Genomic DNA, 26,260 nt, shown 5'->3' with positions numbered 1-26,260 from the left:
ATTTAGTGACCTTTTCATTGACATTAATTACATTATTGGTATAATTTGGGTATATCGACAATCGGTATAACGTAAACTGATATAAGGAGGAATCATTTTGAAAAAAAGATTTTTATCTGCATCATTAGCGATAATATTAACAACATCTGTGGTCATTCCTACAACACTACAAGAAGTACGTGCTGCAGATGAAACGAACAGTGTCGTGGTAGCACAGGAGGAACGCATTTCAGCACAGGAATTTTTGAATTTAGCTGTAACAGCTTTAACATTCCAGCACGGATCAGAACCAATGCGCCAACAGATTATTGGGCAATGGGTAAAGGCTGGAGAGTTAACAGATTTAAGTTCGATGATAAAACGTGATGAGGTTGCTCGTATTTTAGTAAGAGCTATAAATAAAGAAGAGAAAGAAGCATCACTTGCTGAGTATTTAGAAAAGGCGAATAAACTTGGTTTATTTAATGGTGTGGTAAGTACTGAATTTATTTCGAAACAAGATGCAGTAAAAATTTTAAACAATGCAAATCAGATAAAGAATGGTTCTAATAATGAAGGAGTAAAGGAAATTTCTGTAGAGGATTTCATGAAAAATCCTGGGAATTTCGGTTATGAACTTTCACCAGATGGAAATTACATTACGTTTGCCTCTGCATGGGAGAGTCGTTCTAATGTGTTCGTGAAAAAAATGAATGATGATAGTGAGCCGATACGTGTCTCAAGCTCAAAAGATCGTGATATTGCAGGTTTTTTCTGGAAAGATGATACTTTACTTTATTTAAAGGATAAAGGAGGAGATGAAAACTTCCATATTTATTCTACAACATTTAATGGGTCAGAGGAAAAAGATTTAACTCCGTATCCAAACGTAACAGTTGGAATTTTAAGTGGTCTACAGGGTGTGAAAGATGAAATATTGATCATGATGAATAAAGAGGATGCCACTGTTTTTGATGTGTACAAGCTCAATGTAAAAACAGGGGAAACGACTCATGTTGCAAAAAACCCTGGCAATATTACAAGCTGGTTAGCAGATAGAAACGGTAATGTGCGTGTTGCCGTTGCTTCAGACGGTGTGGCAGGCACAATTCTTTATCGAGATTCTGAAAAGGATGAATTTAGACCATTTATTGAAGTTGAGGCTGGAGATGAAGTAATGCCAGTAGCTTTCTCGAAAGACAATCAATACATTTACGCAACATCGAATAAAGGTCGGGATAAGGTAGAAGTAGTAAAATATGATTTAAAAGGTAAAGAAGAAGTTATCATGTCAAATGATGAAGTAGACGTCTCAGGTATACTATATAATGCAGATCAAGATAAATTGTTATATGGTGCATATATTACGGATAAAACAAATTATCAATTCTTTGACGAGGATTTTGAAAAATTATTCCGTAAAATCCAAAACAAACTTGGTGTGCCTGAAAGTGAATTAGGTATTAATGATTACAATAAAGAGATGACAAAATTTATTGTTAGTGTTTCTAGTGATACCGTTTATGGGCAATATTATTATTATGATTCCACTACGGACGAATTAAAAGAATTGGCCACTCTAAGCCCTTGGTTAAACCCAGAGGAGCTTGCTGAAATGCATCCAATTTCATATAAGAGTCGAGACGGCTTAATAATTAACGGTTATTTAACTTTGCCGAAAAATAAAGAGGCAAAAAATCTCCCTCTTATCGTGAATCCACACGGTGGACCATGGGCTCGTGATATGTGGGGCTTTAACCCAGAAGTACAATTATTAGCAAACCGTGGCTATGCAGTACTACAAGTGAATTTCCGTTCGTCAACTGGCTATGGGAAGGAGTTCCTTCAAGCTGGTAATAAGCAATGGGGTCTAAAAATTCAAGATGATATTACAGATGGCGTACAATGGGCTATTGATCAAGGTATTGCAGATCCAGAACGCATTGGTATTTATGGTGCATCCTTTGGTGGTTATGCAACACTAGCTGGTATTACGTATACACCTGATTTATATGCTGCAGCGGTTGACTATGTAGGCGTTTCTAACATTTTCACATTATTAAATACCATCCCGCCATACTGGGAAACTATGCGTGACATGTTTTATGAACGAGTAGGTCACCCAGAAAAAGACAAAGAATTATTAACAGCTGTTTCACCTATCTTCCATGCGGATAAAATTAAAACACCTTTATTTGTCGCTCAAGGCGCAAATGATCCACGTGTCAATAAAGCAGAATCTGATCAAATTGTAGAAGCTTTACGTGCTAGAGGTGTCGACGTAGAGTATATGCTTAAGGATAATGAAGGACATGGCTTCGCGAATGAAGAAAATAGAATTGAATTCTATAATGCTATGGTGAAATTCTTCGACAGTCACTTAAAATAACATGAAAAACGAAAGGCATTGATGTGTAGCTTGCTCGCACTCGATGCCTTTTGTTGATTATAGTAGGTGAATGGTATTTGGGTAAGGCTTCTTACGTTCTAATGAAGAAATACATTGAGCTAGTTCCTCAATGCCGTGATGAATGAATTGCTCATCCACTTGAGAGATACTTAAACGAATCAGATTATCCCTTTTAAATTCTGGTAAAAACATTCTAGAAGCATCATCCATGAAAATATTTTTATTTTTTAATAGGTGCACTGTCTGCTTAGCGCTCACATTGTCTGGAAGAACGATTGACAGATAAAAGCCTGATACAGGTTTCGTGAAGTTAGTATGACTTGGAAGTAATGATTCGCAAGCCTCCTGTAAAGCCTTCATTTTTCCTACATAAAGTGCTTTTATCGTTTTAATATGGCTATTAAACATACCACTTTTTAAATAAATATCTAAGGCACCCTGTGAGAGAACAGCGCTATTGAAATCTGCACTGAATTTATAACGCAAGAAATGATTCATCATTATAGTTGGGAGTACGACAGTAGCAACTCTGAGGCCAGGGAGAAACACCTTTGAAAAGCTTTTAATATAAATAAATTCTGCCAGAAGGATTATAAGCGAACAATGGATCCGATTTAGAGTCTGGATCCAAATCTCCTAAAAAATCATCCTCCACAATATAAACATCATATTTTTCTGCTAGTTCTACAATTTTTCTTTTTTCAGCATTTGTATAGCTATGACCGAGAGGATTTTGGAATCTCGGCACTATATAGAAAAACTTGATATCATTATTGCGAAAAATATATTCGAGTCGCTCTAAATCAATACCCTCCATCGTCAAATCAATCCCAAAGGTAGTAGCCTGATGTAGGTGAACAGATTCTATAAAACCGAAATAGGTAGGCTGTTCAATTAATATATTACTTTTTCCATTCGGAAATGGCATGGACACTAATAAATGTAAGGCTTGCTGAGAGCCTGAAACGATAAATAAGCGATCAGGATCGGTAAAGACCTGCAAGCTTTGTAAATACTTCGTTATTTGAACACGAAGAGAGTAAAGGCCTTGTTGGTCACTATAACTAAATAATTCTTCCTTATAGATATCGATGGCTTGATTGATACAATGCTGAAATTCAATATAAGGCATAATCGTTTTGTCTGGACCCGCAGACAAAAAATCAACGACATATTGTGATGTGGTTGGCTGCTCTAATTTATTCACAACATAGTAACCGCTTTTTGGAATGGAAAAAATAAAATGTTCCTTTTCCAGCTCATTGTACGCTCTGATTACTGTATTTTTACTACAGGAAAATTGCTCAGCTAATTGTCGAACAGAAGGGAGCTTACTACCTGTAGTGAGTAAGCCGTTTGCCATCTTATCTTTTATGTCCTCGATAATCCCCAAATATTTAGCCTCCAATTCGTTTCCCCCCTTATCTGTACCAGGACAGTTGCTAGAAAATTCTGTTTATTTTTGATGTAGTACCTCTTACTATTGATTATATCAGGGACAGATAGGGAGAAAAATGGAAGGATGAGAATTATGCCGGATAAAAGAAAAGAAAAAATAGGCTTGTTGTTAGGTGTTGTTGGAGTAATTTGCTTTAGTTTGACATTACCTGCAACAAGTATAGCGGTACCGTATTTTGGTACTACAATCGTTGGGTTGGGGAGAGCTGTAATCGCTGGGATTATTGTAGCCATTGTGTTGCTTGTAAGAAAAGAAAGGCTACCTTCTGTAAGGCAATTTAAGAGCTTAATGATTGTCTCCTTTGGAGCGGTGTTAGGATTTCCGTTGCTTACTTCTTGGGCAATGACCAGTTTGCCTGTATCTCATGGCGCAGTAGAATTAGCATTATTACCTTTAGCAACTGCAGGTTTTGCCATCTTTCGAGCAGGTGAACGACCCTCATTAAAATTTTGGCTATCAAGTGTCATTGGGGCGATAGCAGTCATCATCTATGCTAGCTATCTAGGCTTAGGGCAATTACATATGGCGGATTTAGCCCTATTAGCGGCAGTGCTAATACTAGGTCTTAGCTATGCGGAAGGAGGACAATTATCCAAGGAACTAGGTAGTTGGCAAGTTATTGCATGGGCCATTCTAATAGCAGGTCCTTTTTTTATCATTCCAGTTTTTTTAAGCTTTACAGCAGATATGCTACAGGCCCCTGCCACAGCATGGCTTAGCCTGTTCTACTTAGCCGTTGTCAGCCAGTTTTTAGCATATGTTGCTTGGTATGGCGGAATGGCTATGGGAGGCATTGCAAGAGTGAGTCAAATTCAATATGTACAGCCATTTTTAATGATCCTTTTTGCAACTCTTTTTTTAAATGAATCTATCACATCATTTACAGTCGTTGTAGCAATGATTGTCGTACTTTCAGTCATTGTGGGCAAAAATACGACGGTTAAGCAAAAAGAATCTAAACCTGTTCCATCAAAAGCCATCAATGAATAGAAGCATTTCTTTATCACACTTTTGTTTATAATAGAGTGGGAGGTGCTATTCATGATTGTAAAATTTTTTAGTCGAGCCAATTGTCCATTATGTGTAGAGGGGTTGCAAACATTAAAGCTTGTTCAGGAAGATGTTCCATTCGAAATTGATATGATCGATATTGAACAGGATGATTTCATACATGAAAAATATATGCTAATGATTCCCGTAGTTGAAAAAGATGGTGTTGTCATCCAGTATGGTCATTTAGATTATGCCACGTTAATGGAGCAATTAGGCAGTTAAGTTACCAAACGTATAAAGAGTTATTAACGGTAAAAATGACTAGAATGTTAGCTGTAATTCACACAATTCACAAATTGTTCAATGAAAGCGTTTTGAAATTGAACAGTTTGTGAAGACCTTCACATTAGACTTTCTTTTCATAAAAATCGGAGTAGAATAGGTATCAAGTAAGAAGTTGTTATAAAACAGTTAATCAAATGTATCACAGGTTTTAGTGGTTGTTATATTACAAAAATGGATGATGTGAAGGGAGATTTTACAATGTGGGTTATTACAGTTTTTGAGAAAAAGGATGTTCGAATTTTTGAATTTACGAATAAAAATGAAGCAACAAAAGCTTTAGAAGGATTTAAGAAAAACGCAATTTTATCTTTCACAAAATAAGTTCCCCAAAGTCTCGTAGCCGTTTTTATTGGCTATGGGACTTTTTTTCATCCAAAACTAGACAATTACTTGCGCTTTAAAAAAATGCATATTATAATAAAATCATAAGTGGGACACAAAATAATATAGTGGGATGAAAAATAACCCACAACTATTGATAAGGGAGTAGATAAATATGTTAACTGTTCCAGAGGCGCAGCAAAGGCTACTTCCTGAAATGTATCCGCTTCTGCAATCAAGGTATCGAATTTTGCAAGCCGTTCAACTTATGCAGCCAATCGGACGACGCACACTTGCTGATTCATTGAAAATGACAGAAAGAGAAATTCGTAAAGAAACAGATATTTTACGTGAACAAGGGTTAATAGATTCGCAAAAGTCGGGTATGGTATGTACAGAAGATGGAGAAATTGTTATTGAGAAACTAAGAGCTATTGTTTATGAATGGTCTGGTTTAACTCAGCTTGCTAAAAAGCTCGAACAACATTTCGGTATCCATCGTGTTGTCGTTGTTCCTGGTGACTATAATGAAGACGATACAATCCTATCCTTGCTTGGCAAAGAAGCAGCACTTCAATTTATGTCCTCAGCTTTTGATGGGCAAATAGTAGCTGTCACTGGTGGGAAATCCGTTGCCTCTCTTGCACAATTTTTGCATCCTGTGGATCTTCAAAAGAAGATAACTTTTGTTGCTGCACGGGGAGGAATTGGACATGAAATGCAAATGCAGGCCAATACACTTGTTGCAACCTTTGCTATGCAAATGGAAACACAGTACCGCACTTTATTCTTACCAGAGCATTTAAGTGAGCAGGCTTATCAAGCGATGTTGACAGAGCCGATGGTAACAGAAATGATGGCATTTTATGATCAAGCAGATTGTGTCATTCATGGGATCGGCTCAGCAGAGGAAATGGCCATTCGTCGTAATTCATCTCCTGAGGATTTGCGAATTTTAGAGGAAAAAGGCGCTGTCAGTGAGGCATTTGGCTATTACTTTAATGCTGAAGGAGAAATCGTGCATCGTATCCGCACGATTGGTATTCAACTTGAGCAGGTTCAAAACAGTCAGCAAGTCATTGCAGTGGCTGCAGGAAAACAAAAAGTCAATGCCATGCTTTCTTATTTTAAAGTGGCGCCAAAGCAAACAATCTTTATAACAGATGAAGCAGCTGCAAAAGCAATTGCTGCTAATTTAGAAAATAACCATCGATGATGGGGATCATATCAAACATGTCACTCGATCTCAAAAAGTGTTGGAACACTTTTTGAATGAGCATAAAACAAATTTAATGTTCCTACTATTAGGGACAGACAATACACATTATTGGAGGAATTAACAATGGCATTAAAATTAGCGATTAATGGATTTGGACGTATTGGACGTTTAGTATTTCGTGAGGCAATGAAGCATGATGAATTCGAAGTAGTGGCTGTCAATGACTTAACAGATGCTGGTCAGCTTGCACACTTATTGAAATATGATTCAGTACACGGTATCTATGATGCTGAAGTCAATGCAGATGAAGATTCTTTCGTAGTAAATGGTCGACGCGTAAAAGTATATGCTGAAAAAGATCCAGCACAATTACCATGGGGCGAATTAGGTGTAGACGTAGTTCTTGAATGTACAGGACGTTTCCGTTCAATGGAGGAAGTAGGAAAGCACATTGAAGCAGGTGCTAAAAAAGCTATTCTATCTGCACCAGCTAAAGGGGCAATGCCTACATTTGTTATAGGTGTAAACCATGAGGACTATAACCCAGCAACTGATGATGTGATCTCCAATGCTTCTTGTACAACAAACTGTCTTGCACCAGTAGCTAAAGTGTTAGATGAGAAATTTGGTATTGAACGCGGTATGATGACAACAATTCACTCTTATACAAATGACCAACGTATCCTTGACTTCCCACACTCTGATCCACGTCGTGCACGTGCTGGTGCGGTGTCTATGATTCCAACAACAACTGGTGCAGCAGTAGCTGTTTCAAAAGTATTACCACAATTAAAAGGTAAGTTAGATGGCTTCTCTATGCGTGTGCCAACACCTAACGTATCTTGTGTGGACTTAGTTGTAGAACTAAAAGCAGATGTAACAAGAGAATCGATTAACGAAGTATTAAAAGAAGCTTCTGAAAATGAATTAAAAGGCATTTTAGGCTACAATGAGCTACCATTAGTTTCTATTGATTATAATGGTAACCATCATTCATCTACAGTAGATGGTCTTTCAACAATGGTTTTAGAAAATAAAATGGTGAAAGTACTAGCTTGGTACGATAACGAAATTGGTTACTCTACTCGCTTAATGGACTTAGCTTTATACATTGCTGAACAAGGATTAAACCATAAATAAGTATCATATTTCGACATTTTGAGTAAAAAGTGTGACATATTACGGCTTTTTATGCACAAAAAGTATAGCCTTTATAATATCCAATAGATATAATATACAAGGGTAATGGGAGTAAGGGATTTTACCCTTACTCCCTTTTTTATCTTGATTCAGCAGAAAGCAGCCACCTCTATAGATGGTGAAATGAATGTGCAAATGGTTCACTTCGATTCAGTAGGTGTCCAAACACCGACTAAAATCAAGATAATGGCCCCAGCGGATGTCACAGATTTTGAAGAGGAGCTTTCCGAGCAAGCTCAAAAAAATCTGGATGCAATTATGACTGAGGCGTAATTGATACATGGTGAATTGCAAGACATAGTAAGTAACTTTTGCTACTATAAAAACAAGTATTAGGGTTCATTATCAAAAGTTGAAGAATTCAATGCTCGTAGATGATGATCGAAAAAGTATCAACATGCCTTTTCAATTTAGTAAGCATGGTGTGGAGCCAAGATGGGTAAAACACAAGGATGTAAAACTAAAACAAACTTTGAAGGGAGTTTCTTCATGTTAAATAAGAAGACAATGAAAGATATTGATGTTAAGGGTAAACGCGTTTTTGTACGTGTAGATTTTAATGTTCCAATGGCAGATGGCGCCATTACCGACGAAACACGTATTCGTGCAGCTATTCCTACAATAAAGTATTTAGTAGAGCAGGGTGCGAAAGTTATTTTAGCTTCTCACTTAGGTCGTCCAAAGGGTGAAGTAAAAGAAGACATGCGTTTAACAGCTGTTGGTATTCGCTTAGCTGAATTAATGGGCAAGCCTGTTATGAAGCTTGAAGAATCTATTGGGCAAGCGGTGGAAGAAGCCGTTGCAAACATGCAGGATGGAGACATCCTTCTTCTTGAAAATGTTCGCTTCCATGCAGGGGAAGAGAAAAATGATCCAGCATTAGCACAGCAATTTGCTCAGCTAGCGGATATTTATGTCAATGATGCTTTCGGTGCAGCTCACCGTGCACATGCTTCTACAGAAGGGATTGCTAAGCATATTCCAGCTGTCTCTGGTTTCCTTATGCAAAAGGAATTAGATGTATTAGGAAAAGCTTTATCTAACCCTGAGCATCCATTTACTGCAATTATCGGTGGTGCTAAAGTAAAAGATAAAATTGGCGTAATTGAAAGCCTATTAGAAAAAGTAGATCACTTAATTATCGGTGGTGGTTTATCATTTACATTTATCAAGGCACAAGGGCACGATATCGGTAAATCCTTGTTAGAAGAAGATAAAATCGAGCTAGCTAAATCTTTCATTGAAAAAGCAAAAGCAAAAGGCGTGCAATTACATATGCCAATCGACGCTGTCGTTGCCAATGAATTCTCACAAGATGCAGAAACACAAATCGTTGATGTAGACGCTATTCCAGCTGATTGGATGGGTCTAGATATTGGACCAAAAACGGCTGCTCACTATGCAGAAGTGATTAAAAACTCTAAATTAATCATTTGGAATGGTCCAATGGGTGTCTTCGAAATGGATAAATTTGCAAACGGTACAAAAACAGTTGCCGATGCAATGGCGGCAACAACAGGCTATACAGTGATCGGTGGTGGTGATTCAGCAGCTGCTGTTGAAAAGTTTGAAGTGGCGGACAAAATGGATCACATTTCTACAGGTGGCGGTGCTTCCCTAGAATTAATGGAAGGCAAAGAGCTTCCAGGAATTGTAGCACTAAACGATAAATAAGCGAACTAAACATATCGGAGGCATGATGATGCGTAAACCAATTATTGCAGGTAACTGGAAAATGTTTAAAACATTTGAGGAAGCTATTCAGTTTGTAGATGCAGTGCAGGATAAACTCCCTTCTAATGAGAAAGTAGATGCTGTTGTTTGCGCACCAGCTCTTTACCTACCTACACTTGTGCAGGTTGCAAGCGAATCAGAATTAGCGATTGGCGCTCAAACAATGCACTATGAAAATGAAGGGGCCTTTACTGGTGAAATTAGCCCAGCACAGCTTGCAAGTGTAGAAGTAGATTATGTCATTTTAGGACATTCAGAACGTCGTGAATACTACAATGAAACAGATGACGCTATTAATAAGAAGGTAGTAGCGGCACTCGCACATAGCATCGTACCAATTATTTGCTGTGGTGAAACACTAGAAGAACGTGAAGCTGGCACAACAGAACAAAAGGTGGCAGGTCAGATTAAAGCGGCACTGGCTGGGTTTGAAGCACAGCAAATAGAGCATATGGTCATTGCCTATGAACCGATTTGGGCGATTGGAACTGGTAAAACTGCTACTGCAGATGATGCAAATCAAGTATGTGGAGCCATTCGAGCAGTTATCGAAGAGCTGTATGATGCTGAAACGGCGAATGCTGTTCGCATTCAATATGGTGGCAGTGTGAAGCCTGACAACATTCAGGAGCTTTTAGCAAAAGAACATATTGATGGTGCTTTAGTTGGTGGAGCAAGCTTACAACCAGAATCTTATTTAACATTATTGGAGGCGGCAGCAAATGCCTAAAAAGCCAGTAGCATTAATTATTTTAGATGGCTTTGCATTTCGTGATGAAACATTTGGGAATGCAGTAGCACAGGCTAACAAGCCTAATTTTGATCGATATTGGAGCCAATACCCCCACGCGACATTAACAGCAGCGGGAGAGGCAGTTGGATTACCAGAGGGTCAGATGGGTAATTCCGAGGTAGGTCACTTAAATATCGGTGCTGGACGTATTGTTTATCAAAGCTTAACACGTTTAAATAAGTCCATTCGTGAAGGGGACTTCTTTACAAATCAAGCATTTATAGATGCAGTGGCACATGTAAAAGCACATCAGTCAAAGCTACATGTGATGGGCTTACTGTCAGATGGCGGTGTGCATAGTCATTATGAGCACATGTTTGCGTTATTAAAGCTGGCTAAACAACAAGGGTTAGAGGACGTTTATGTACATGGCTTCTTAGATGGTCGAGATGTTGGTCCTACAACAGCCTTAGACTATATCGAAGAAACAGAAAAACAGATGACAGAAATGGGTATTGGTCAATTTGCTTCGATACATGGACGTTACTACGCCATGGATCGTGACAAACGTTGGGATCGTGTTGCACTTACGTATAATGTATTGGTAGATGGTGTTGGCCAAGCAGCAGAAAGTGCAAAAAGTGGTGTGGCAGCATCCTATGAACGTGAAGTGACAGATGAATTTGTCATTCCATTTAGTATTCAAGAGCATGGTGAGCCAGTAGCAACGATTCGTGATAATGATGCAGTTATTTTCTTTAACTTCCGTCCTGATCGTGCCATCCAGCTATCCACAGTGTTTACAAATGAAACATTTGATGGATTTGCGGTATCTGCAAACCATCCAAAAAATTTAAAATTTGTGTCCTTCACACACTATAGTGATGAAGTGAACGCACAGGTTGCTTATGAAAACGACAACCTGAAAAATACGATTGGTGAAGTACTTTCAACGAATGGTAAAACACAATTACGTATTGCTGAAACGGAAAAATATCCACATGTTACATTCTTTATGAGTGGTGGCCGTGAGGAAAAATTCCCAGGTGAAGAACGTATTTTAATTGCATCACCAAAGGTTGCAACATATGATTTAAAACCTGAAATGTCTGCCTATGAGGTGACAGAAGCCTTGCTTGCAGAGATTGAGGCTGATCGATTTGATGGCATTATTCTTAATTTTGCTAACCCTGATATGGTTGGTCATAGTGGAATGCTTGAGCCAACTATTAAAGCCATTGAGGCAGTAGATGAATGTTTAGGGAAAGTAGTAGATGCACTCCTTGCCAAAGGCGGCGCAGCTATTATTACAGCTGACCATGGTAACTCTGATGAAGTACTGACTTTAGCAGGCGAGCCAATGACAGCTCATACAACCAATCCTGTTCCTGTAATTGTGACAAAACCAAATTTAGTGTTAAGAAATGGTGGCATTTTAGCCGATTTAGCGCCAACCATGTTAGAATTATTAGAGGTGTCACAACCTACTGAAATGACAGGAAAATCATTAATTGAAAAAGAGGAGAATTAATTATGCCATTTATTACACAAGTTTATGCGCGCGAAGTTTTAGACTCACGTGGCAACCCAACAGTAGAGGTTGAAGTATTTACAGAATCAGGTGCATTTGGACGCGCAATCGTACCATCAGGTGCATCAACAGGTGAATACGAAGCGGTAGAATTACGCGATGGTGACAAATCACGTTACCTAGGCAAAGGTGTATTAAAAGCAGTTGAAAATGTAAACACAATTATTGCAGAAGAATTAGAAGGTAACTATTCAGTTCTTGACCAAGTTGTCATTGATAAAGCTTTAATCGAGCTAGATGGCACAGAAAATAAGGGCAAGCTAGGTGCCAACGCAATTCTTGGTGTGTCTATGGCAGTTGCACATGCTGCGGCAGATTATTTAGATGTACCTCTTTATCAATATCTTGGTGGGTTTAATTCTAAACAATTACCAGTACCTATGATGAACATTTTAAACGGTGGCGCTCACGCAGATAACAATGTAGACATCCAAGAATTTATGGTTATGCCTGTTGGAGCGGAATCTTTCCGCCATGCATTACGCATTGGTGCTGAAATTTTCCATAGCTTAAAAGCTGTTCTAAAAGCAAAAGGTTATAATACAGCAGTAGGGGATGAAGGTGGTTTTGCACCAAACCTTGGCTCTAACGAAGAAGCAATCACTGTCATCTTAGAAGCAATTGAAAAAGCTGGCTACAAAGCAGGCGAAGAAGTTAAACTTGCGATGGACGTAGCATCATCTGAGCTATTCAATAAAGAAGACGGTAAATACCACTTAGATGGTGAAGGCGTTGTGAAAACATCAGAAGAAATGGTTGATTGGTACGAGGAGTTAACAAACAAATACCCAATCATCTCAATTGAAGACGGCTTAGACGAAAATGACTGGGCTGGACACAAGCTATTAACAGATCGTATCGGTAGTCGTGTACAATTAGTAGGTGATGACCTATTTGTAACGAATACGAAAAAATTAGCAGCTGGTATTGAGCAAGGTGTAGGCAATGCCATCCTTATCAAAGTAAACCAAATCGGTACGCTAACAGAAACATTTGAAGCGATCGAAATGGCGAAACGTGCAGGCTACACAGCAGTTATCTCTCACCGTTCTGGTGAATCAGAAGACGCAACAATTGCTGATATCGCTGTTGCAACAAATGCTGGTCAAATTAAAACAGGTGCTCCATCACGTACAGACCGTGTAGCAAAATACAACCAACTTCTTCGCATTGAAGATCAACTTGGTTCAACAGCAGAGTATCTTGGTTTACAATCGTTCTACAACCTTAAATAATAGACAAAAAATACCTCAAAGTATGTTCATACTTTGAGGTATTTTATTATGTTTTAAAAAGAAGTATGTTTACCCCAAGCAGTCAAGTATAATAAAGAAAAATAGAGGGGGAAGGGTTATGGGGATTATACAATCATTAGAAGAGACTTTACCGATTTTTCATGAAATCTTTAACAAAGAAATTGCGATAACCATTACAAGTGCAGAAGGAAGGGAAACGCTTTTTGTTTTGGAGGGAACGAGGGTTCAAACGAACTTACAAATCGGTTCATTAGCGGAGGATTCACCGGATTTTCGTCGTGTTGCAAGAGGGGAAATATTAAAGCGTAGCATTCCGAAAGAGTATTTTGGGATTCCGATGAATAGTGAGCTTTATCCTGTGCGTGAACAGGGCAAAGTGGTAGCTGTATTAAGCTTACTGTTTCCATTAGATGCTCAAGAAAAAGTGGAGGGCTTTATGGACAGCCTACAAGCTGTTATTCAAGAGCTACAACTAAAAATACATACTTTCGCTGCCCATTCCGAAGAATTGTCAGCAACGAGTGAAACCATTACAGAGAAATCTCGACATGCTCTCGAAAATTCTTCTCGTTCAAATGAGGTAACAGATTTTATTAAAACGATTTCCAGACAAACCAATTTACTAGGGTTAAATGCCTCTATTGAAGCCGCACGTGCTGGGCAGTACGGGGCAGGATTTAATATCGTAGCTCAGGAAGTACGAAAGCTTTCTAGTGAGACTGCTACTGCAACAGAACAAATTGAAAGCTCCCTGAAAACCATTACGAGTAATGTTCAATCTCTTATGGAAAGTATGGAGCAAATTGAAGCCGCTTCTAACGAACAGTCGGAACTTGTACAACAATTTAGCGAGGCTATTGAAAAACTAAGCGATGTCAGTGACCAAATGGCACTCTACGTCAAAGGGATATTGCGATAAGGAAAAGGACAGTCTATTATTTTTAGACTGTCCTTCGTGTTTATTTTGACTGTGCCCAATGGTGGTCCATTTCACGATCAAGATAGACCCAGCCCTTCCAGGCAATATGAATGGTATCCATTATAAAATAAGGATCATATTCATGGTCTGTAAAATCAACATAGCTAACATCTGCATCTTTTAGGACTTGAGCCATCTTATCGTAGTACTGGTGACGACGTTCCTCCGGATAGCCATTATAATCATACCAATAGCCATTGACCGGAATGGACACGAATAATGGCTTAGCACCAGCATCCTTTAAAACATCGATCACAAGCTGAAAATCCTCATACTCTGGAGATTTCGTATAATCCTCTTGCTTGCGCATTCCTTTAAACTTGGAGAAATTAGCATTCACAAGTCGCTGATAGGCACGATTCTCAATCATATAATCATTTGATACACGTTTTTTGCCATATGCTTCAGCAGCCTGCACTTGTTGGTCAAAGGTTTGGTTGGCAATAAGGGTATCATTACTTTTTAATTTATGACCTTTTCGTGGGAATAGCGAATAATATAAATCCTTCTTTTCTAGCAATTCCTTATGAAAACGCCCTGCTATCATGGCCATACGACCAGTAATCGGATTTTTCTTACCGTTTGACATTTGATATTGATACATAGTCTTTAAAAGACGATCACGCTTAACAGTATCAAATTCTAATAGGCGCTCCATGGCACGTTTGCGAAGATTAGCATCCATTTCATCATTAAAAGCTAAATCATAGGCTTGCAGCATAGAGTAATTCGGTGAAAAATGAAATTCCCCCATACCTTTTGCTGTAAACCATTGTGGAGAGATAATAAAGACTACTTTTTTATCCTTTAAATTTTTCTCTTGTGCAGCAAAATTTAAAAAATGAGTAATGGACTGCATGCCCCCACGACCAACCATAAAGGTCGAATAAGGCGCCTCTGTTGCTCGTGCATAATTATATGGATGGAAGGGATCAAAACGATTTAATTCTGAGGAGCCATATAAAGGCATGGAATTAGGCTCCTGCAGCATGCGCTCCTGTAAATACGTACCTTGGAATACAAGCGGAGACATATTTGTTTTAGCCTGCTCTACATCCTCATCCGATATCCATGCCTTGATCCACGCATTGGGAAAGAAGATAAAGCCAGTAAATAGAGCGAAGGCAATACATAAAGATAAAAAGCCTTTCTTGATCATTGTCTTTCAGCTAATTTCCCTGCAATGCGATTAGGCGTGTTCCATTCTTCACGATTAAAATCAGTAATTGGCACAGAAATATTAAATCGATTTTCAATTTCTACTAATAGATTAATCGTTCCGAAAGAGTCTAGTAGCCCTTCTTCGAATAAATCAATATCTGGGTTCTCTACAATAATTTCATCTTCACATAACTCGACTAGCATTTCTAAAACTTGTTGTTGATCCATTAATAATTCTCCTTTATTGAACAGGCTTTTTTAGCCCTTGGTTAAAATAATTTGCCAGAAAAAATATAGAAGCCAAAGCACACGGCATTAAAAGTGATGAATACGCCAATGGCATGTGTCCACTTATTTTTAGGCCAACGCTTATGCTTTTTATTCCAGCGTTCAAACTTATCAAAGCTTACTATTAATAGGGCATGATAGAGTCCGTAGACTACAAAGTGCCATTCTAGGCCATGCCAAATGCCCATTAAAAGGAATAGTAAAAAGAAACCAATATAGGAAATGGCGAATTTATTTTTCAGCCATTTTTTCTTCGTCATCCAAAGCACGAATCGCATATAGACATAATCTCTAAACCAGAAGGAAAGACTCATATGCCAACGATTCCAAAAGTCTTTAATATTGCGGCTGGCGAATGGTCGGTTAAAGTTAATGGGTGTTTGAATCCCCATTATTCGGCTAACACCAACAGCAAATGCACTATAGCCAGCAAAATCAAAGAATAAATAAAAGCTATACATATACATATACGCTAATTGTCCCTGGAAGGGCGTTAAATAGTTATACGTATGATTTGGCAGGTAGATAAGGGTGTAGTTGTAAATTAAGTAGGCCAAAATAAATTTATATAAAAAGCCTACAAAGATATAGTTAATCCCACTTAATAACAGCTTTTGATAGTCTTCCGCGGATGGTACCGAATGATAATCCTTTGTAAAGCGTCGCCAACGATCAATAGGACCTGAAGATACTGTAGGAAAGAACAGTAAAAAATAGGCAAGCTCTACAACAGAAATGTTCTCTTTCATTAAGCCATCTCGGGTTTCTAAAATCATTTGTACAGCTTTGAAGGTAATGTAAGACACACCAAGGAAGCCAAATAAATGGTGTAACCCTAGAATAGGCAGTACCTTCACAAGTACAAGTGGTAAAATCGACAATACCACAGCGATAACAAAGACCATACCACTATTTTGCTGGAGTCGATAGCGTTGGTAGCCAACAATAAGGACTACTTGAAAAACTGTAAACAATACGAGCGAAATGCTACCGTTCAATGAGCTACCAAAAATAAGGGCTAAGACAATCAACGAGACAAATAGATTATAGTGTTTCGATGATTTGCCACGTAAGCCGAGTATGATGGTTGGTAGTAATAATAGTCCGATAATCAGAAAGAATGCTATATTTCCATAAGGCGTCATACTGTTTCCATAACCGCCAATCCTTTACGATCCACCTTACCATTTGCGTTAAGCGGTAAAGCGTCCATATATTTAAACGTTTTCGGAATCATATAGGCAGGTAAGTACTCCGATAAAAGTGCTTTCAACTGTTTTGTCATTTTGAAGGCAGAGTCCTTTAATGGCTCACGCAAAACAAGATGGGCATTTAGAGCAGTAATTTCCTTCTCTTTATAAACAGGTACAACCACGCAGCTTGAAACCGGTGGAAGGTTACTTATCTGCTTTTCGATTTCCTCGATTTCTAAACGATAGCCATGTAGCTTCACTTGGAAATCCTTGCGACCAGAAAAGAATACATATCCATCTCGCTCATAGCCAACATCTCCAGTACGATAGATGCGATTGCCAGCTACTGTCGGAAAGGCTTTTGCTGTTAATTCCGGTGCCCCCAAATACCCTGCACTAACTGTTGGACCTGAAATAGCAATTTCTCCATCCTCTAATAAAGAAATGTTTGTCTCCGTTAGTGGAGCAATAGGCAATTGCTCAAAGCGAGCTATCAATTCTTCCGTTACCTTTACATAGGAAACCGCAACAGTCGTTTCCGTTGGACCATATAAATTATAAATAGTTGCCTGTGGAAAACGCTCCATTAACTCCTTACTAACTGCGATGGGCAGTACCTCGCCACAGAATAAAAATGTATCTAATGCTGGCATGAGCTGTTGATTCCACTCTTTGTTCATTAAGCACATTTTGACAAAGGATGGTGTCGACGTCCAAACACGAGTATTGGACGAAGCTAATGAATCAAATAACGCTCTCGGGTTCGCAATTTCTTGTTGTGTAATGGCATATAGCGTATGTCCTCCAACAAGTGCTGGATAAAGGTCCATGACAGATAAGTCAAAGGAAAAAGGCGCCTGATTTAAAAATACTCCGTCTTGCTGTAAAGGGAAGTGTTCCTGCATCCAAGAAACGAAATGTGCTAAATTAGTAGCGGTTATTTGAACGCCCTTTGGCTGACCAGTTGATCCAGAAGTGTAAATAATATAATAGATTTCCTCGTTCTTCACCCATGCTGTGGAGGGTAGAGATACTTCAGAGGAGGAGTTCTCTAAGATATCACTCACCGCTGCAACGGGAATGTTCGTCAGCATGTGTAATGGCTCTGTTGTGCATAGTAATCCTGCTCCAGAGGCTTCTAAAATAAGTTGTATTCTTTCAGAAGGGGTTGACGAATCAACGGGTACGTAAGGGTGTCCAGCCTTGACAGCACCTAGAAAGGCAACAATTTGTAGCGGGGACATATGTCCATAAACGACAATCGGCTGCTGCCTCTGTAAATGAAGCTTCGAGATATAATCGGCCATACAATCCGATAAGTGCCAAAGCTCACCATATGTTAAGGAGGCATTGTGCGTTTGATAAGCAGTTTTTTGTGGCTGCTGGATGGCCACACGTTCAATAGCTGCTAAAATACTTAACATGATTAAAACTCCTTTTATTAAAATTCCGTATATATAAATGGTCCAGCGTTCATATCATGGAAGCCATGTATAAGAAACAGCAGTACCAAAACGATCAAATAAAATAGCGTCATGCCAATAAAGCGCAGATGTTCGTTATTTTTGATGGATTGCATTTGTCCACCTCCAATGAAAAAAAGTATAGGATTAAACTTTCAAAAAATAGTAATTTATTAGTTAAAAATCCTTACCTTATGTTTTTAACACTGATTTGACGGAATGTGGAGAAAAATGTTGCTGAATTAAGGTGAATTCAGTAAATCATAAGATAAAATTAAGGTGAATTTAAGGTTCCGGGGGAAGATCTTTAGTTTGGACAATTATGGGTGGTTGTTTTTATGTAAAAGAAGCGCGAACATAAGGGAATAATCTCAACTTATGTTCGCGCCTTTGTTTTTATTTCACTGCATTGATCAGTTTTTTAGATACATAGAATTCAGAGCCATTATAGACGTTAATTGTATCAAATGTATGTGTTTTTGCAGTATTTGTGGATGTTTCCTCATAAATCATTGTGTTTTTATTGACTGGAATTTTCACAGTTACATCTGCTTTTTGAGCAATAAATGTTGGGTTTTCTTTATCCGATAAATCGATTTTTGTCGTATAGCCTTTATCCGTAAATGCTTTTGTTGCAGGGACATATAAATCATTTGTTAGTGTATTTAAGTCAAAGCCCATAAATTGTGCCATCGTATGAGCTAGATCCGTATTTTCAACTAGCCCTGTCAATTTAGAAGGTCCGAATGAATATAAAAACACATCTTCCCCTGTATGACCACCTGTTGTATAGCCAATGTTCGCGCGATTTGCTAACATCTTAACCATCTCACTGCCTAAGTCTTTTGCAGATTTTAATGTCGTTAGTTCATCCTCTGTTAACTGATCTAATCCATAAAGGGCAGCCACCTCTACTAAATTAGAGCGATCTTCTTTTAATTGGCTTAGTGCACCTTCAACAGTCATCGAAGCTTTTTTCAATGGATCAATATAAGCAGAGACAGGAATGCTTGAATAGGTGCTCGTTGTGTTGGCGTTCCCCATCGTAATTCCGCTATTTCCATGGTCTGTTACAGCAATTACTAATGTGTTGCCATCTTCCTTTGCAAAATCAACTGCTTCTTTTACTGCATCATCAAACGATAAGATATCGCTAATAATACCAATTGTATCGTTGGCATGTGCCGCCCAGTCAACCTTACTCCCTTCAACAAAAAGGAAGAAGCCGTCCTCATCCTTTTTTAGCGTATTAATCGCTTTATTAGTCATTTCAGCCAGTGTAGGCTCAGATGCTCTCGTTTTAGCACGATCTAAATCATAGGCGAGTGCGCTTGGTGCAAAGCTTCCCCAAATTTTAGAGGACTGACTATTCACTAGCTCATCACGGGTTTGAACGAGATCGTAATTTTTTTCTTTCAGTACATTTAGTAAATCCTCGCCATCCTTACGGGCATTTTTAGATGTGCCAGGTGACAACGATTCTAGCCCTCCACCTAAAACAACATCAATATTTTGATAGACTTGCTGTTCAGCAATATCCCCATATTGACTTCTATTATTAACATGTGCTGAAAAACCAGCTGGAGTAGCATGTTGAATTTCAGATGTAGAAATTAATCCGGTAGCCTTTCCTTGTTGTTTAGCTCCTTCGAGCACATTCGCTACAGGTTTGAAAGCATCCTCTTGAGTAATTTGTGCTAATCCAGGTGAATTAACCACCGATGGAAGCACACCTATATATTTATCGTTCGATTTATGGCCAGTTGCTAAAGCAGTAGCAGCGGGCGCAGAATCGGTAATGGCTGATTCTGCAGAATACGTGCGCATAGCACCTGATAAAATTTCATCCATTGCTAAGCTTTCACCTTTATACCAGCGAGAAAGGGTTACAGCATTATTACTGCTTCCGTCCATCACAAGCATAATGACATTTGTCGGTTTCTTTACATCAGCTGCTTGTACCTCTTGCTGTGGAATACTCACTGCGGATAAAGTTACTGCACTTGCTAGAAACAATGAAGTCCATTTTTTTGCGTATTTCATGATTTTCCTCCTTTTGGTGAATTCAATTGTAAGTGTAAAGGAAGGGTGTAAAGCTAGCGTTAAAAATTTGTTAATAAAATATGGTAATACTGTAAATGGTGGCATAGGAAGAAAGAAAAAAATCTGTGTGAACATCACACAGATTTTATTGAAGTATTTGTTGATGCTGTGAGCCGTCGATCGTTTCGTAATATAAAATACCATCTTGGATCGTTAAATTAAGGACTTCATCTTCCACTAGTATTTCTTCAGAGCCGTCCTCGAGTTTAATTTTTGTTAAATAACCAGCGTTGTCATAATCACTGCAATAGATGGAGTCATGATAAGTCGCTAAATAATAACAAGCTGTTTCAGTTATCTTTTTATGTTCATTGGTCGCTAAATTATAGGAATAAACCATATTATCTTTCATGCTATTATAATAAATCACATCAGCAACTGTATTGGCATACCACATATCATGCATAAAATCATAATCATTACTAGTAGCAGCAAAATAGTTTTCAGCAACCCATAAATGATCCTGGCTAAGCTTTTGATCATTGACTAAAAAATACTCGTAAGAAATCGCATAGGGTTCATTAGAGTCAACATCGTTCCAAGTTGTATCAAGATGATACCACTGGTCTTCGACACTAACTAAATTCCACGCATGTAGTTGATCCTCGCTATAGCCGTATACATATTTTGCATCAAGACCTGATGCTACTAATAAACGGTAAGCAAGTAAGGCATAGGCCTGGCATACCGCAGTTTTTTCACTAATCAATTCAAAAACCGTCTGTCCTTCCGTCGAGCCCTCTTCTGTATAAGTGGCTAATTGCACCACATAATCATTAATGATTTTAGCACGTTCGAAATCTGTCATTTCCTTCGTAATATGCTTGTCAGCAAAGGCTTCCACAAAGTGATCTACCTTTTGCTCCTTCCTGGCATCTGTTAAATAATCAATCGACAGTTCAACTAAATAGCCATCATCGGTTTCCCAAGCCGTCCATTCATAGTCAAGAAAATAACCGGCTGTATAGGGGTCCACAAAGGTAAGCAAGCTATTTAAATCATTTAGTTGAACCTCAAAATCCTCAAAATCTAGCTTTCCTGTATAAGGGACTTGAAAGCGCTGTTCAAATGTTGCCACTTGCTTCTCGACTCTTTTGGTAAATTGTAATAATGCGGGATCATCTTTAAATAAAGATGTTGAGAATAAGTCTGTAGGCGAAAAAGAGGGGGATAATGCTTTACTCTCTGGCTGCTTCACATCATTTTTTGTTTCTTCTGCTAACGTCGTAGTTGTGTCATCCTCTTCTTCAAGCAGCAGGTCTAGAGCTTTTGAGCATGCTGTAAGAAAGGGAATCATACAGCATAATAAAAGAAGAGTTATTATTTTTTTATTCAAGTTCTTTCCTCCGAGAAAATTTCATTTCTTCCATTATAATCTAATTAGAGGGTTGGCGATATCCACTAATAGTAGCAAAAGTCGACAAGTAGAGGGGGATGAAGCGGAAAAAAACTGTTAAACTTAAAGCTAAGTTTGTCATGGCAACCTTTTTTTGTTATAATATAGTCTGTTGTGATGTTTCAAAGTTCGGGAGGTGCAGTGAATGCATACAGTAGTATTAGTTTCATTAGTTATCGTATCATTAGCGTTAATCGTTGTGGTATTACTTCAATCTAGTAAAAGTGCAGGCTTATCAGGTGCCATCTCGGGTGGAGCTGAGCAACTATTTGGAAAGCAAAAAGCACGTGGTATGGATTTAATCCTTCACCGTGCAACAATTGTGTTAGCTATACTATTCTTTATTCTAGCAATCGCTATTACAAAAATCTAATAGTTGAAGATATATCGCCTAACCTAATTGGTTGGGCGTTTTCTTTTATCATAACTTAATGGAAGAATCTCTCTGTAACCTACTAACCAAATTATCAATCGCTTAGCATTATGGAGATGACTATAATGGGTATAGTAGAAATGAGTGTTTAGATGAAGGAGTGCTTACAATGAACAAATCATTATCACAGCCATTTTTCTTTCAAGCAGGACCACGTGCCGTTTTACTATTACATGGCTTTACAGGCAGCTCTGCAGACGTGCGTATGCTTGGTAGATTTTTAGAGAAAAAAGGGTATACTACTTTAGCACCTCACTATAAAGGCCACGGTGTGGAGCCGGAGGAACTGGTCACAACAGGTCCAGCAGACTGGTGGCAGGATGTCGTAGCCGCCTACAAACAGTTACAGGATGCTGGCTATCAGGAAATTGCTGTTGCAGGCCTCTCATTAGGTGGTGTTATGGCATTAAACGTTGCATTAAATAATCCTGTAAAAGGAATTGTCACAATGTGTGCACCCATGACAATGCGTACAACAGACGTTATGTTTGAGGGTGTTTTGAAATACGCTAGAGAATATAAGAAATTCCAAGGGAAACAGGATGACCAAATTGAAGCAGAAGTTTCGCTCATTGCTGAAAAGGGCATGCCGTCACTACAGGAGCTACGTGAATTTATTGCACGTACGCGACAAGAAATAGACATGATTTATGCGCCAATTTTTGTCGTTCAAGCTACAAATGATGAGGTAATAGAGACAGAATCTGCCAACATTATATATAATCAAACTGAGTCACTTGAAAAGCACATCAAGTGGTATGAAAACTCAAAACATGTTATTACACTAGATCAAGAAAAAGATCAATTACATGAAGACATTTATCGCTTTTTAGAAAGCCTAAATTGGGCACAATAAATTATAAATAGGATTTTCTCATGAAGGAGGGAATATGTATGAAAGACCAAAAAGATACACTACAAAGTCGTTTACTCGATTTCTTCGGTCAAGATGATTATAAACCATTAACTGTTGGTGAAATCGAGGAAGAATTCGGCTTTGAGGATGCGGAGGAATTTAAGGAGCTTGTAAAAACATTAGTCCGCATGGAAGGACAAGGCTTAGTTGTTCGTTCACGCTCCAATCGTTATGGCCTACCAGAGCGTATGAATTTACTAAGAGGTAAATTTATTGGGCATGCGAAGGGCTTCGGCTTTGTAACGCCTGATATTGAGGGCATGGACGATGTGTTCATTCCACCACATGAAATTAATGGTGCCATTAATGGAGACATCGTTTTAATTCGTGTTTTAAAGGAATCATTCGGAGATCGTCGCGAAGGTACTGTAACAAAGGTCGTTGAACGTGGTCAAACAAGCTTTGTTGGGACATTCCAAGCAAATCGAGGCTTCGGCTTTGTTGTCCTAGACGATAAAAAGCTACCAATGGATATCTTTATTGCTAAAGGGGATACATTAGGAGCTGTCGATGGACATAAGGTTGTTGTTGAGGTTGCGACATGGCCTGAGGATTTAAAATCGGCAACCGGCTATATTACAAAAATTTTAGGCCATAAAAATGATCCGGGTGTGGATATTTTATCGATTTTATATAAGCATGACATCCCACCTGAATTCCCAGATGAAGTCATCACTGCAGCACAACGTGTACCAGATGAAATTACAGAGGCTGATTTAGAAGGTCGCCGTGATTTACGACATGAAACAATTGTGACGATTGATGGTGCAGATGCAAAGGACTTGGATGATGCGGTTACCGTAACGAAAAATGTCGATGGTACTTACAAGCTTGGCGTACATATTGCAGACGTAAGTTATTATGTAACGCAAGGCTCGGTTATTGACCTTGAAGCTTACGACCGTGCGACAAGTGTTTATTTAACAGACCGTGTTATACCGATGATTCCACATCGATTATCGAATGGTATTTGTTCTTTAAATCCACAGGTTGACCGTTTAACGCTATCCTGTGAAATGATCATTGATGCGAATGGTAATGTGATTTCACATGAAATTTTCCAAAGTGTGATTAAAACGACGGAACGTATGACGTATAGGGACGTTTACAAGATTTTAGAGGAGCAGGATGAGGCGCTAATTAAACGCTATGAGCCACTTGTTCCAATGTTTAAAAACATGGCAGAGCTCTCCAATATTTTACGTCGTAAACGTGAAATGCGAGGAGCCATAGACTTCGACTTTAAAGAATCTAAAGTTATTGTAAATGAAGAAGGATGGCCTGTAGATATTGAATTACGTGAACGTACAGTAGCCGAGAAATTAATTGAAGATTTCATGCTAGCTGCCAATGAAACCGTAGCAGAGCACTTCCACTGGATGAATGTACCGTTCCTATACCGTATTCACGAAGATCCAAAGCCTGAAAAGCTTCAACGCTTCTTTGAATTTGTCACGAATTTCGGTATTTTAATTAAAGGTACGGGTAATACCGTCCATCCAAAAGCGTTACAGGATGTATTGAAAGCAATTGAAGGGATGCCAGAGGAGCCTGTTATTTCAACGATGCTATTACGCTCGATGCAGCAGGCAAAATATTATCCAGAAAGCCTTGGTCACTTTGGTTTATCAACGGATTTCTATACACACTTCACATCACCAATTCGCCGTTATCCTGATTTAATCGTACACCGTTTAATTCGTACGTATATAATTAATAAGGATACATCTAGAGAAACGATTGCCCAGTGGAGTATGGCAATGGATGAAATTGCTGATCACACATCTGAACGCGAACGCCGTGCTGTTGATGCAGAACGTGATACAGACGCTCTGAAAAAAGCACAATATATGTCCGACAAAATTGGCGAAGAATTCGAAGGAATTGTTTCATCGATTACAAACTTCGGTATTTTTGTGGAGCTACCAAACACGATTGAAGGACTTGTCCATATTAGCAATATGACAGATGATTACTACCGCTTCGATGATCGTCAAATGATTATGATCGGTGAACGAACGAATCGCCAATTCCGTATTGGTGATGAGGTGACCGTTCGTGTGGCTAATGTCATTATTGAGGAGTCATCGATTGACTTTGAAATCGTTGGAATGGTAACTTCATATGGACGAACACGCAAAGCAGCACCTACTGTAATCCATGCACGAAAAAATTACAGTGATAACAAAGGTGGCAGCAGTCGCAGAAGTACACGCAGTGATGAGGAACGAGGCAGTCGTGGTGGTAGTCGAAGAGGCCGTCGCCAAGAGGAAGAAAGAGGAAGTCGAAGCAGCAAACAAGGTGAACGCCGTGAAAGCGACCGTGATCCACGTGGACGCCGCAAAGATGACTCAAGCCCTGGACCTAAAAAACGCGTGAAACAAAAGCAAAAGTTCTATGAAGGCATTGCTAAAAAAGGCAAAAAGAAAAAATCAAAACGTAAATAAGCATGAGCGAAAGTATCCTTGTTGTGGATGCTTTCGCTCAAGCTCAACCTTTTAAGTAGAGGGTGAAAAATATGGCAAAAGGTACTGGTAAAGTATTAGCACAAAACAAAAAAGCAGGCCATGACTACTTCATCGAGGAGACAATTGAAGCAGGCATGGTACTAACAGGCACAGAAATTAAATCTATCCGTGCAGGCAAAGTCCAACTTAAAGACTCCTTTGTTCGTGTCCGTAATGGCGAAGCATGGATCAATAATATGCACGTAAGCGCATTCGAACAAGGCAACCGCTTTAACCACGATCCACTACGTACCCGTAAGCTGTTGCTCCACAAAAAGCAAATCGGCGAGCTAGTCGGTGCTGTAAAACGTGACGGCTACACAATCGTCCCACTAAAAATGTACATCAAGGACGGCTACGCCAAGCTCCTCATCGGCGTCGGCAAAGGGAAAAAAGACTACGACAAGCGTAACGACATGCGCAAAAAAGAAGCAAAACGCGAAATGGAACGTGTCTTTAAGGAACGTCAGCGTTAGCAAAGCAGATGAGAAAGCAGGCAAGTGCCGAACTTTCTCATCTGCTTTTTACTATATTGAAGCAAAACCTTTTTAGAAGCTGTTTGGATTTATCCAACAGCTTCT

General features: G+C 38.9%; 23 protein-coding genes and 1 pseudogene. 16 read left to right on the top strand and 8 right to left on the bottom strand.

Annotated elements, in window-relative coordinates; all coding sequences use genetic code 11:
- Positions 1–97: 97 nt before the first annotated feature.
- Complete coding sequence (locus tag OU989_RS18275; protein ID WP_274794377.1) at positions 98–2,368, top strand: S9 family peptidase; 2,271 nt, start codon at positions 98–100, stop codon at positions 2,366–2,368.
- A gap of 57 nt (positions 2,369–2,425) precedes the next feature.
- Here OU989_RS18275 and OU989_RS18270 read toward each other — a convergent pair.
- Positions 2,426–3,797: pseudogene (locus tag OU989_RS18270) on the bottom strand (aminotransferase-like domain-containing protein).
- A gap of 123 nt (positions 3,798–3,920) precedes the next feature.
- Between OU989_RS18270 and OU989_RS18265 the strand changes: the two are divergent.
- From OU989_RS18265 to OU989_RS18215, 11 genes are all read left to right on the top strand, one after another.
- A complete protein-coding gene (locus OU989_RS18265; protein ID WP_274794376.1) occupies positions 3,921–4,838 on the top strand; it encodes a DMT family transporter in 918 nt (305 codons plus the stop codon).
- A 51-nt stretch (positions 4,839–4,889) separates the two neighbouring features.
- Positions 4,890–5,123: a glutaredoxin family protein gene (locus OU989_RS18260; RefSeq protein ID WP_274794375.1), complete on the top strand. Its 234-nt coding sequence runs from the start codon at positions 4,890–4,892 to the stop codon at positions 5,121–5,123.
- 261 nt (positions 5,124–5,384) lie between these two features.
- Complete coding sequence (locus OU989_RS18255) at positions 5,385–5,507, top strand: hypothetical protein (RefSeq protein ID WP_255250346.1); 123 nt, start codon at positions 5,385–5,387, stop codon at positions 5,505–5,507.
- Between the two features lie 175 nt (positions 5,508–5,682).
- On the top strand, positions 5,683–6,723 hold the full coding sequence (locus tag OU989_RS18250) for a sugar-binding transcriptional regulator (RefSeq protein ID WP_274794374.1): 1,041 nt from the start codon (positions 5,683–5,685) through the stop codon (positions 6,721–6,723).
- A gap of 126 nt (positions 6,724–6,849) precedes the next feature.
- Positions 6,850–7,866 (top strand): type I glyceraldehyde-3-phosphate dehydrogenase, encoded by a 1,017-nt coding sequence (gene gap, locus OU989_RS18245; protein ID WP_274794373.1) that lies wholly within the window; start codon positions 6,850–6,852, stop codon positions 7,864–7,866.
- A gap of 183 nt (positions 7,867–8,049) precedes the next feature.
- Complete coding sequence (locus OU989_RS18240; protein WP_274794372.1) at positions 8,050–8,199, top strand: hypothetical protein; 150 nt, start codon at positions 8,050–8,052, stop codon at positions 8,197–8,199.
- Between the two features lie 216 nt (positions 8,200–8,415).
- A complete protein-coding gene (locus OU989_RS18235; RefSeq protein WP_274794371.1) occupies positions 8,416–9,600 on the top strand; it encodes a phosphoglycerate kinase in 1,185 nt (394 codons plus the stop codon).
- 28 nt (positions 9,601–9,628) lie between these two features.
- Positions 9,629–10,390 carry a triose-phosphate isomerase gene (tpiA, locus tag OU989_RS18230; RefSeq protein ID WP_274794370.1) on the top strand — a complete coding sequence of 254 codons (762 nt, stop codon included), beginning with the start codon at positions 9,629–9,631 and terminating at the stop codon, positions 10,388–10,390.
- On the top strand, positions 10,383–11,924 hold the full coding sequence (gene gpmI, locus OU989_RS18225) for a 2,3-bisphosphoglycerate-independent phosphoglycerate mutase (protein WP_274794369.1): 1,542 nt from the start codon (positions 10,383–10,385) through the stop codon (positions 11,922–11,924). The genes tpiA and gpmI overlap by 8 nt, the downstream gene beginning before the upstream one ends.
- A gap of 2 nt (positions 11,925–11,926) precedes the next feature.
- Entirely contained in the window at positions 11,927–13,219 is a 1,293-nt protein-coding gene (eno, locus tag OU989_RS18220; protein WP_274794368.1) for a phosphopyruvate hydratase, read from the top strand.
- A gap of 118 nt (positions 13,220–13,337) precedes the next feature.
- Positions 13,338–14,159, top strand: coding sequence for a methyl-accepting chemotaxis protein (locus tag OU989_RS18215; RefSeq protein ID WP_274794367.1), 822 nt, complete (start codon positions 13,338–13,340; stop codon positions 14,157–14,159).
- Between the two features lie 40 nt (positions 14,160–14,199).
- On the opposite strand, the gene dltD is transcribed toward OU989_RS18215, so the two are convergent.
- The 7 genes from dltD to OU989_RS18180 form a co-directional block, all read right to left on the bottom strand.
- Positions 14,200–15,378: a D-alanyl-lipoteichoic acid biosynthesis protein DltD gene (gene dltD, locus OU989_RS18210; protein ID WP_274794366.1), complete on the bottom strand. Its 1,179-nt coding sequence runs from the start codon at positions 15,376–15,378 to the stop codon at positions 14,200–14,202.
- On the bottom strand, positions 15,375–15,608 hold the full coding sequence (gene dltC, locus OU989_RS18205) for a D-alanine--poly(phosphoribitol) ligase subunit 2 (RefSeq protein WP_016994756.1): 234 nt from the start codon (positions 15,606–15,608) through the stop codon (positions 15,375–15,377). Before dltC ends, dltD begins: the two co-directional genes overlap by 4 nt.
- A gap of 41 nt (positions 15,609–15,649) precedes the next feature.
- Positions 15,650–16,813: a D-alanyl-lipoteichoic acid biosynthesis protein DltB gene (dltB, locus tag OU989_RS18200; protein WP_274794365.1), complete on the bottom strand. Its 1,164-nt coding sequence runs from the start codon at positions 16,811–16,813 to the stop codon at positions 15,650–15,652.
- Positions 16,810–18,285, bottom strand: coding sequence for a D-alanine--poly(phosphoribitol) ligase subunit DltA (dltA, locus tag OU989_RS18195; RefSeq protein ID WP_274794364.1), 1,476 nt, complete (start codon positions 18,283–18,285; stop codon positions 16,810–16,812). The genes dltB and dltA overlap by 4 nt, the downstream gene beginning before the upstream one ends.
- A 17-nt stretch (positions 18,286–18,302) precedes the next feature.
- The gene (locus OU989_RS18190) at positions 18,303–18,440 is read right to left on the bottom strand and encodes a teichoic acid D-Ala incorporation-associated protein DltX (RefSeq protein ID WP_274794363.1); all 138 of its coding nucleotides are present in this window, start codon (positions 18,438–18,440) and stop codon (positions 18,303–18,305) included.
- A 280-nt stretch (positions 18,441–18,720) separates the two neighbouring features.
- Complete coding sequence (locus OU989_RS18185; RefSeq protein WP_274794362.1) at positions 18,721–20,367, bottom strand: alkaline phosphatase; 1,647 nt, start codon at positions 20,365–20,367, stop codon at positions 18,721–18,723.
- 145 nt (positions 20,368–20,512) lie between these two features.
- The gene (locus OU989_RS18180; RefSeq protein ID WP_274794361.1) at positions 20,513–21,763 is read right to left on the bottom strand and encodes a transglutaminase domain-containing protein; all 1,251 of its coding nucleotides are present in this window, start codon (positions 21,761–21,763) and stop codon (positions 20,513–20,515) included.
- Positions 21,764–21,968: 205 nt separating this feature from the next.
- Between OU989_RS18180 and secG the strand changes: the two genes are divergently transcribed.
- The 4 genes from secG to smpB all read left to right on the top strand — a co-directional run bounded on the left by secG (position 21,969) and on the right by smpB (position 26,155).
- Complete coding sequence (gene secG, locus OU989_RS18175) at positions 21,969–22,196, top strand: preprotein translocase subunit SecG (RefSeq protein WP_008173196.1); 228 nt, start codon at positions 21,969–21,971, stop codon at positions 22,194–22,196.
- A gap of 169 nt (positions 22,197–22,365) precedes the next feature.
- A complete protein-coding gene (locus OU989_RS18170) occupies positions 22,366–23,112 on the top strand; it encodes an alpha/beta hydrolase (RefSeq protein WP_274794360.1) in 747 nt (248 codons plus the stop codon).
- A 38-nt stretch (positions 23,113–23,150) separates the two neighbouring features.
- The gene (rnr, locus tag OU989_RS18165; RefSeq protein ID WP_274794359.1) at positions 23,151–25,619 is read left to right on the top strand and encodes a ribonuclease R; all 2,469 of its coding nucleotides are present in this window, start codon (positions 23,151–23,153) and stop codon (positions 25,617–25,619) included.
- A gap of 71 nt (positions 25,620–25,690) precedes the next feature.
- Positions 25,691–26,155, top strand: coding sequence for an SsrA-binding protein SmpB (gene smpB / locus OU989_RS18160; protein ID WP_274794358.1), 465 nt, complete (start codon positions 25,691–25,693; stop codon positions 26,153–26,155).
- Positions 26,156–26,260 lie beyond the last annotated feature (105 nt).

The organism is Lysinibacillus irui, from assembly GCF_028877475.1.
GTDB lineage: Bacteria > Bacillota > Bacilli > Bacillales_A > Planococcaceae > Lysinibacillus > Lysinibacillus irui.
This window is presented reverse-complemented; position numbering and strand designations above follow the sequence as displayed.